This is a genomic window from Micromonospora sp. M51, assembly GCF_018070305.1.
GTDB lineage: Bacteria > Actinomycetota > Actinomycetes > Mycobacteriales > Micromonosporaceae > Micromonospora > Micromonospora parva.
In genome coordinates, this window is sequence record NZ_JAGPXZ010001220.1 from 1 (window position 1) to 1,106 (window position 1,106).

Genomic DNA, 1,106 nt, shown 5'->3' on the forward strand with positions numbered 1-1,106 from the left:
TTTCAGGGAGTCGGGGTGTCCCACCGACCCGGACACCCCGATTTTCTGAAACGCGAGTCGATCATCGCCGGCAGCAGACGACCGGTGCGGGCGGGGCCACGGCGTAGCCGACGTCGGCGGACGAGGCCTAGCCGGCGGGGGGGGGTAGGCGTCAGGCCTAGCCGACGTCGGCGGACGGCAGGCCTGGCTGGCGGGCGACCGGCCTCGCCGGCTCGCTCAGGCAGCGGAGAAGACGCCCTGGTGGAGCACCGGCACCACGTCCGACACGCCGATCTGGACGGCAACCTCCACGTCCGCGGCGAAGCCGGTCTCGGTCAACTCCCGCCCGGAGACGCTGCCCCGCACGGCGGCGGGCACATCCGGGGTGCTCGCCAGCGCGGCGAGCGCCATGGCCGCCTCCACCGACAGCCCACCCGGTACGCCGGAGAGGGCGTCCAGCACCGACGCGGCGCCGAGTTGGTCCTCCACCGACGGGCGCAGCGACCCGTCCGGCCACTGTTCCCCCGAGGCGATCACGCCGATCGGGGCGTCCACAGTGCCGTACCCCTGGCGGCGCAGCCAACCCCCGACGGCGCGTGCGTTGCGCAGGCACGCCGCGACCACCGGCAGGCCGGTGGCGCTGGCGGCGGCGCTGATGGCGGAGCCGTTCGGCGAGGGCAGCACGAGGTCCGCCACCACGGGTGCGGTGCTCAGCGCGGCGGGCGAGAGCGACCACGGATGGTCCGGGGTCGTCTGCCGCCGCCCGACGGCAGCGGTCGCGCCGACCCGGACGGCGTACTCGGCGGCCTGCTCACCCCAGGGGAACGGGTGCACCCGCATGCCCCTGGCGACCGCCACCTCCACGGTGGTGGTGAACGACAGAACGTCCACCACCACCAGCGCTGCGCAGACCCGACCGAGCTCGGCCGCCCCGGTCAGCCCCCAGTCGAACCGGGCACCGGATCCGGGTTGGCCGTAGACAGCGGCCGTCAACGCCTCAGCGCTCGTCGGTCGACGGCTCGGTGACACCGGGGTCAGACTCGGATGCCCCATCGGGCTGTTCTGATCCGATCGGCTCGACCGCGCCGGTCTCCGGGGACGGGCCCGACGAGGCGATCGGCTCGGAG

At 74.6% G+C, this 1,106-nt stretch carries 1 protein-coding gene; it reads right to left on the reverse strand.

The window, feature by feature from the left end; translation table 11 throughout:
• Positions 1–216: 216 nt before the first annotated feature.
• Positions 217–972: a 2-phosphosulfolactate phosphatase gene (locus KBX53_RS33830; RefSeq protein WP_210863906.1), complete on the reverse strand. Its 756-nt coding sequence runs from the start codon at positions 970–972 to the stop codon at positions 217–219.
• Positions 973–1,106: the final 134 nt, after the last annotated feature.